Below are 8,073 nucleotides of genomic sequence, written 5' to 3'. Positions count from 1 at the left end.
CCGAGACGTATTTAAGCCATAAAAAAACCGCCGATTTGGCGGTTTTTTTATGGGGCTTTGCAGCGAAGCGTGAAGGCCGGCTTAGGCCTCTTCTGCATTCATCTCGGCATCGTGGGCGATGAGCGAGACCAAAGCGTTTTGCTGACGACGGGATAGCTGACGAAACCGTTGCAGCAGCTCACGCTCATGCAGGGAAAGTTCCGGTCTATCCAGGCGCATGCTCAGGTCTTCGTCCAGCGAGCCTTCCTGGAGCATGCTCTGTTCCAAACGAGCGATGATCTCGGAGTTCATGCTGCGGTGATGATTACGCGCTACATCCGCGATGCGCTCACGCATGCCATCGGGTAAACGAACGACGAACTTGTCAGCCGTACGGCTGGAATAAATAGCCTGTTTCATAGGGCGCATACATTTAAACCGGTTAGTTCAGGGAAGCGATGCTGGCACTTGGCTGCATGATTGTCACCGGTTTGACCATCAATAGCACTAGCCGTTCAACGGGGAGATTGATTATCCCAATTGACTTAGCAGTCACTGCATCAGTTATTTGACGCCAAATCTGTGTCGCATTTTGAACCGGCTACAGGCTTTGTGCCAGCACCAACTGTCGAAAATGAGCGCCATTTGTCAAAGCTGGCAAATTTGGTACCTCAGTTCCGCTTATTAAAGCCGATGTTTGCCGCCACGTCATAGGCGAAAAGCTCTGGTTTGAGCGGTTTCACCCATTTACCTGCATAGCGTGCTGCTGATCAGGCAAGATGCCGCTGACCTTCGTGCTGTTGAAGTGAAGGCGCGGTACATGCTTTGAGGTTAAAGGTAGATGGGCACACTCATTTTTTTGATCGGACCTTCCGGCTCAGGCAAAGACAGCCTGCTTCAGGCTGCACGTCCGCAGCTTGAAGCGCAGCGCTGTCATGTTGTTCGGCGGGTTATTACTCGCTCCGCCGAAGCGGTTGGCGAGGACGCTGAAGCTGTTTCCCCTGAACAGTTTGACCGGCTGGAGGCCGACGGTGCTTTTGCGATGAGCTGGCGGGCCAATGGCCTGGCGTATGGCATTCCCGTGCAAATCAATGAATGGCTGGCCGCCGGAGATGATGTGCTGGTCAACGGGTCGCGAGCCTATTTACCGCAGGCGCGGCGCCGCTACCCTGATCTGCTAGCGATTTTGTTGACGGTCGAGCCAACGGTGCTGCGCCAGCGTTTGCTGGCGCGTGGGCGAGAGTCGCTGGAGGAAATAGATGAACGCTTAGCGCGCAACGCGCAGTTCCAGCCCGCTGCCAGCGCCACGGATTCCACAGTGCACATACTGGATAACTCGACGAACTTCGAGCAGACCGTCGCCGCCTTGCTCGAACGTATCGCCCGCCACCGTCACTGATCTGCTGCTAAACCAAATCCAGTGGCAGCTCGGTGGTGCGCTTGACTTCACTCATGGCGATGTTTGAGTGAGCCTCCAACACATGGGGGCGTTGCAGCAATTGGTCGCGCAGAAAGCGTTCGTAGCTAGCGATGTCTTTGGCTACCACCTTGAGCAAATAGTCCGACCCGCCAGCCATGGTGAAACACTCCAGTACCTGCGGGTAGCCGACGATTGCCTCTTCGAACTCGGTAAGGTTGTTGCGTCCGTGCGCAGAGAGTTTGATGTTGACGAACACGGTAATGGAAAAGCCCAGCAGTGCAGGATTGAGCAGGGCAACCTTGCGCTCGATCAGCCCTTCTTCCTGCATGCGGTGGATGCGCCGCCAGCACGGCGATTGAGAGAGCTCTACCTTTTCGGCGATTTCTGCCGCCGACAAATCGGCGTTGTGCTGCAGCAAGCGCAGAATCTTGCGATCAATAGGGCTCAGTGGGCTTTGCATAATCTGTTCTCAATATTTGTTTTTATTGGATAGCTCATGCACAAGAGTGGCGTGGAAGCCTGAAAATAGAAAGAAAAAAGCGATACCGTCCAGTCATATTCTTAGCCATGCGTTTGCGGCGGTGATCCTGCCGCAAGCGAAGTAACGGTGGCATTAACCGTAGCCACCCAGGTCGCCATAAAAATAACAGGAGCGCCCGCTATGTCTCTGGCCGAGATCCGCCTGGATGACAAATACCGACTCGCAACCGGTCATCTTTACCTCACCGGCACCCAGGCGCTAACCCGTCTGCCCATGCTGCAAAAACAGCGCGACAGTGCCCATGGCCTGAATACCGCTTGTTTTATCTCCGGCTACCGTGGCTCGCCCTTGGGCAACCTCGACAAGAGCCTGTGGGAAGCCAAAACCTTTCTGCAAGACAACCACATCCACTTCCAACCCGGCGTCAACGAAGAGTTGGCGGCGACCTCGGTATGGGGCAGCCAGCAAACCAACCTGTTCCCAGGCGCGCGCTACGACGGCGTGTTTGCCATGTGGTACGGCAAAGGCCCGGGTGTGGACCGCTGCGGCGACGTGTTCAAGCATGGCAACTCTGCCGGCGTTTCAGCCCACGGCGGCGTCTTGCTACTGGCAGGTGATGACCACGGCTGTAAGTCGTCCAGCATTGCCAACCAGAGCGAGCACGCGTTTATCGCCGCGTCGATTCCGGTGCTTAACCCGGCCAACGTTCAGGAAATTCTCGATTACGGCATTCTCGGCTGGGAACTGTCGCGTTACAGCGGTTGCTGGGTGGCGTTAAAAACCATTGCCGAGAACGTTGATTCATCAGCCGTGGTGGATGTCGACCCGTTGCGCATGCAGGTGCAACTGCCCACCGATTTCCAACTGCCAGAAGACGGCGTGCATATCCGCTGGCCCGACCCGCCCTTGGTGCAAGAAAAACGCCTGAACACCTACAAGATTTACGCCGCCCGCGCCTTTGCTCTAGCGAACAATCTGAACCAGGTGAAACTTGATTCGCCCAATCCGCGTCTGGGCATTATCACCACCGGTAAGTCTTATCTGGACGTACGCCAGGCCCTGGTCGACCTCGGCTTGGACGACGGGCTTTGCGCCCAAGTGGGACTGCGCGTGCTCAAGGTGGGCATGAGTTGGCCGCTGGAGCCGGTGTCGGTGCACCAGTTTGCCCAAGGCCTGGACGAGATCTTGGTGGTCGAGGAAAAACGCAGCATTATCGAAGACCAACTGACCGGCCAGCTCTATAACTGGCCAGTGGATAAACGCCCGCGGGTAGTCGGCGAGTTTGACGAGGAGGGCGCCTCTTTGTTGCCCAACCTCAGCGAGTTGACCCCGGCCATGATCGCCCGCGCCATCGCCAAGCGCCTCGCGCCGATCTATTCCAGCGAGCAAATCGAATCGCGCCTGGCCTTTCTAGCGGCTAAAGAAAAAGCTCTGGCAGCGCCGAAACACAAAACGGTACGCACGCCGCATTTCTGTTCCGGTTGCCCGCACAACACCTCGACCAAGGTGCCGGACGGCAGCCGCGCCCAGGGCGGCATCGGCTGCCATTACATGACGCAGTGGATGGACCGCAACACCGACACCTTTACGCAAATGGGCGGCGAGGGCGCGACCTGGATTGGTCAGGCGCCGTTTACCGACACCCCGCATATTTTCCAAAACCTCGGCGACGGCACCTACTTCCACTCCGGCCAGTTGGCCCTGCGCGCAGCGGTCGCGGCGGGAGTAAACATCACCTACAAAATTCTCTACAACGATGCGGTGGCCATGACTGGCGGCCAGCCTATCGACGGCGAATTGCGTGTCGACCAGCTCAGCCAGCAAGTGTTTGCTGAGGGCGTGAAACGCATCGCTCTGGTTTCTGATGAACCGGACAAATACCCGACCCGCACTACCTTCGCGCCCATCGTCACCTTCCACCACCGGCGCGAACTGGACGCCGTGCAGCGTGAGCTGCGCGAGTTCAAAGGCACCTCGGTAATCATCTACGACCAAACCTGCGCCACGGAAAAACGCCGTCGGCGCAAACGCGGCAAGTTGGTCGATCCAGCTAAGCGGGCGTTTATCAACTCGGCGGTGTGCGAGGGCTGCGGCGATTGCAGCGTGAAATCCAATTGCCTGTCGGTACTGCCGCTGGAAACTGCCCAAGGGCGTAAGCGCGAGATCGACCAAAACTCCTGCAACAAGGATTTCAGCTGTGTCGACGGTTTCTGCCCAAGCTTTGTGACGGTGCATGGCGGCCGCCTGCGCAAGCCCGAGGCGCTGGGCCATGGCGCGGAATTTCCGCAGCTGCCAGAGCCGGTACAGCCGACGTTGGAGCGCCCCTACAACATCCTCCTGCCCGGCGTGGGCGGCAGTGGCGTAACCACTGTCGGCGCCTTGTTGGGCATGGCGGCGCATATTGAAGGCAAGGGCTGCAGCGTGCTCGACCAGGCCGGGCTGGCGCAGAAATTTGGCCCGGTGATCACCCATATCCGCATCGCCGCTGCGCAGGACGATATCTATGCCGTGCGTATCGCTGCCGGCGAAACCGACCTGTTGCTGGGCTGCGATCTAGTGGTGGCCGCCAGTGAAGAAGCCTTGGCCAAGCTCAACGATCAAATCGCCCATGCCCTGGTAAACAGCCATGAGGCTGCGACCGCCGAGTTCACCCGCAACCCCAACGCCGAGTTCCCAGCAGCGGCCATGCAGCAAGCCATTATTGAGGCTGTGGGTGCAGAGAAAACCCACTTTGTTGAAGCCACCGAACTGGCCACCGGCTTGATGGGCGATAGCATCGCCACCAACCTGTTTATGCTCGGCTACGCCTATCAACTGGGCCTGGTGCCGGTAAGCGCTGAGGCCATCAACCAAGCCATTGAGCTAAACGCAGTGGCCGTTTCACTTAACCAGCAGGCGTTTCTCTGGGGGCGTCGTGCCGCCCATGCGCCGGAGGCAGTGGCGAAATTGGCCAAGCCTAATGCGGCAGCGCAGTTGGCTGAGAAAGAGCAAACCCTGGAGCAGCGGATCGAACGCAATGCGGCGACCTTGCGTGAGTACCAAGACAGCGCCTACGCCGAGCGCTACCTGGCGCTGCTCGCTCGCGTGCGTGAGGCCGAAGCGCAGGCTTTTCCTGGCCAAGCCCCGGCACTGACCGAAGCAGTGGCGTTTAACTACTTCAAATTGCTCGCCTACAAAGACGAATACGAGGTGGCGCGTCTGTACAGCAATGGCGAGTTCACGCGGCAATTAGCCCAGCAGTTTGAAGGCGACTATCGCCTGCAATTTCACCTGGCGCCGTCGTGGCTGAGCAAGCGTGATGCGCGCACTGGCGAGTTGCGCAAACGTAGCTTTGGTCCCTGGATGTTGCAGGCCTTTGCCGTGCTGGCCAGGTTCAAGTTCCTGCGCGGCAGTCGTCTGGACCCCTTCGGCTACAGCCGAGAGCGGCGCACCGAGCGTGAGTTGATTGGCGCTTATGAAGCCGATGTAGCGCTGATTCTGCAGCACCTTGAGGAAGTCAAACGCCATAGCGCCCTGGCTTTGGCGCGGGTGCCGGAGCGCATTCGCGGCTATGGCCATGTCAAGGATCAGGCACTGCTGGCGGTCAGTCGTCAGGCTGATGAGCTGCGCCGCGCACTGCAAAGCGATAAGGCCGCACAAGCGACCTTGTACGTCAGCGCGGCGTAATCGTAGTTGATGAACACCGCTGGCCCTGGAGCGGGCCGCGGTGTTTTTTTAGGCCTGGCGCACATGACAAAAACGCGGCTCGCCGTTAACATGCCGGCCGGTCGGCAGCGTTGCCGGCTCGCCGCGTTTGTCTCCTTAGTTCAATGGATAGAATAAGCCCCTCCTAAGGGCTAGATGCTGGTTCGACTCCAGCAGGGGACACCATCTCAATCCGCGTTTTTTCCTGTCTTTATCCGTTGGCCTGCGGCTGCAACGGTTTATCTTTGCTCACTGCTTGAAATCCTGAACAGCCGATGCGTATTTTGTACGCGCCGCCGCTCCTGTGCGCACGGCTCTAACAAGGATAAGAGCGTTATGAGTACTGATGGCCCCAGTTCCCTTGCCGAGCGTTTGGCCGGCATTGACGAAATTGAATGCGTAACTCCCGATCTTAACGGCGTGCCTCGCGGCAAAGTGATGACCGCGGCGGGCTTTCTTGAGGGGCGCCGGTTGCAGTTGGCGCGCGGCGTGTTGCTGCAATGCATCATGGGCGGCTACCCGCCGGCGCCTTTTTATGGTGGCGATGATGGCGACCTGGCATTGACGGCCGTACCGACGCAGATTCACCGTTTACCCTGGAGCGAGGTGCCGCGCGCACTGGCCATTTGTGATGCCGATGAGCTGGATGGGCGCAGTTCCGGGCTCTCCACCCGTGGCTTGCTCAAGCGCGTGCTGGCGCAATACAGCGCCCGTGGTTTGGCGCCGGTGGTGGCGACCGAGCTGGAGTTTTTTGTGTTTGCGCCAAACCCGGATCCGCAGCGGTCGTTCCAGCCGCCGCTGGGCTTGGATGGTCGCCGCGAAGACGGCTGTTCGGCATTTGGCGTGTCGTCCAACAATGGCCTGCGGCCCTTCTTTAACGAGGTGTACCGCTGCATGGCGGCGCTGGGGTTGCCGCGCGATACTTTTATGCACGAGATGGGCGTTAGCCAATTCGAGATCAACTTGCTGCACGGCGACGCGCTGTTGTTGGCCGATCAGACCTTCCTGTTCAAACACCTGCTTAAAGAGGTCGCACTCAAGCATGGCGTGACCGTGGTGTGCATGGCTAAACCCTTGGCGCATACGCCAGGCAGCTCGATGCACATTCATCAGAGCGTGGTGGAGCAGGGCAGTGGGCAGAACATTTTCTCGGCCGAAGATGGCCAGGCAACGCCGGCGTTCTACCACTTTATTGCCGGTCAGCAAGCGGCGCTGGCCGACTTCACCTTGTTGTTTGCACCGAACGTGAACTCCTATCAGCGTCTGTTTCACCCTTACGCCTCGCCGAACAATGCCTGCTGGTCGCATGACAACCGAGCTGCCGGCCTGCGTATTCCGGCCAGCTCACCGGTGGCGCGGCGCGTGGAAAATCGTTTGCCGGGCGCCGATGCCAACCCCTATCTGGCCTTGGCGGCAAGCCTGGCAGCGGGGCTGCATGGCATTGAGCAGGAACTGCAACCGAGCGCGGCAATCCAAGGCGAATTCGACGTGCCGGATGCCTTACGGCTACCGTCTACGATGCACGCCGCGATAGACCGTTTGCAGCGCAGCAGCTTGGCGCGGCAGATGTTCGGCAACGAGTTCATTGACGGCTACATTGCTACTAAGACGATGGAGCTCACCAGCTTCTTCGACGAAATCACCGCTTGGGAGCGCCGCGTGTTGGCCGCCCAAGCGTAAGCGTTACCTGCCAGGCCATGGTGGCCTGGCCCTTATTCAAGGAGCCGCTCGGAAAGCCGATGCGTCGAATCTGGAAGTCTTTTCGAGCGTTGTACTTCGCCAGCCTGCTGATGCTGATCGGCTCTGGTCTTTTAAGCACCTACCTGGGCTTGCGCCTGGCGGCGGATAAAACCGATTCGCTATGGGTGGGTGCGCTGATGGCCGCCTACTACTTGGGCCTGGTGCTGGGCGGTAAGGTGGGTCACCGCCTGATTGCCCGGGTTGGGCATATTCGCGCTTATGTCACCTGCGCAGGCGTTGTAACCGCTGCGGTATTGGGCCACGGTCTGATTGATTGGCTGCCGGCTTGGGTGGTGCTGCGCGCCATTGTGGGCTTGGGCATGATGTGCCAATACATGGTGATCGAGAGCTGGCTTAACGAGCAGGCCGAAGCCAGCCAGCGCGGGTTGGTGTTTTCCGGCTACATGATTGCTTCGTACCTGGGGTTGGTGCTGGGCCAGTTAGTGCTGGTGCTGCATCCGGCGCTGGGGCTTGAGCTGCTGATCTTGGTGGCGATGTGTTTCTCGCTGTGCCTGGTGCCGGTCGCGGTGACCCGCAAGATTCACCCCGCACCGATGCGCCCGGCACCGTTGGAACCACGGTTTTTTATCAAGCGCGTGCCGCAGTCGCTGACGACCACGCTGGTTTCCGGTCTGGTCATTGGTTCGTTCTACGGTCTGGCGCCGCTGTACGCGGCGCGTCAGGGCTTGAGCAATGAGCAGGTCGGCCTGTTTATGGGCTGCTGCGTGTTTGCCGCCCTGGTGGTGCAGTGGCCGTTGGGTTGGTTATC

At 59.1% G+C, this 8,073-nt stretch carries 6 protein-coding genes and 1 tRNA gene; 5 read left to right on the top strand and 2 right to left on the bottom strand.

Translation table 11 applies throughout. The annotated features are described in order from the left end of the window. Window positions 1-81: 81 nt before the first annotated feature. A complete protein-coding gene (locus tag AAAB16_RS20680) occupies window positions 82-408 on the bottom strand; it encodes an Arc family DNA-binding protein (RefSeq protein ID WP_110617953.1) in 327 nt (108 codons plus the stop codon). A 412-nt stretch (window positions 409-820) separates the two neighbouring features. On the opposite strand from AAAB16_RS20680, the gene phnN reads away from it, so the two are divergent. Beyond that, window positions 821-1,378, top strand: coding sequence for a phosphonate metabolism protein/1,5-bisphosphokinase (PRPP-forming) PhnN (gene phnN / locus AAAB16_RS20675; protein ID WP_340665018.1), 558 nt, complete (start codon window positions 821-823; stop codon window positions 1,376-1,378). A gap of 7 nt (window positions 1,379-1,385) precedes the next feature. On the opposite strand, the gene AAAB16_RS20670 is transcribed toward phnN, so the two are convergent. Then, window positions 1,386-1,859, bottom strand: a complete 474-nt coding sequence (locus AAAB16_RS20670) for an Lrp/AsnC family transcriptional regulator (RefSeq protein ID WP_340665017.1) — start codon at window positions 1,857-1,859, stop codon at window positions 1,386-1,388. A 183-nt stretch (window positions 1,860-2,042) separates the two neighbouring features. Here AAAB16_RS20670 and AAAB16_RS20665 point away from each other — a divergent pair, with 183 nt between their 5' ends. The 4 genes from AAAB16_RS20665 to AAAB16_RS20650 form a co-directional block, all read left to right on the top strand. After that, a complete protein-coding gene (locus tag AAAB16_RS20665) occupies window positions 2,043-5,546 on the top strand; it encodes an indolepyruvate ferredoxin oxidoreductase family protein (protein WP_340665020.1) in 3,504 nt (1,167 codons plus the stop codon). A 129-nt stretch (window positions 5,547-5,675) separates the two neighbouring features. Then, window positions 5,676-5,750, top strand: a tRNA-Arg gene (locus AAAB16_RS20660). A 252-nt stretch (window positions 5,751-6,002) separates the two neighbouring features. Continuing rightward, window positions 6,003-7,244, top strand: a complete 1,242-nt coding sequence (locus AAAB16_RS20655) for a glutamine synthetase family protein (RefSeq protein WP_340665019.1) — start codon at window positions 6,003-6,005, stop codon at window positions 7,242-7,244. Window positions 7,245-7,303: 59 nt separating this feature from the next. Beyond that, window positions 7,304-8,073 (top strand): MFS transporter (locus AAAB16_RS20650; protein ID WP_340665016.1); only part of this gene is annotated, 770 nt, incomplete at its 3' end.

Origin of the sequence: Pseudomonas sp. (assembly GCF_037994325.1) — a bacterium.
Classification (GTDB): domain Bacteria; phylum Pseudomonadota; class Gammaproteobacteria; order Pseudomonadales; family Pseudomonadaceae; genus Aquipseudomonas.
This window is presented reverse-complemented; position numbering and strand designations above follow the sequence as displayed.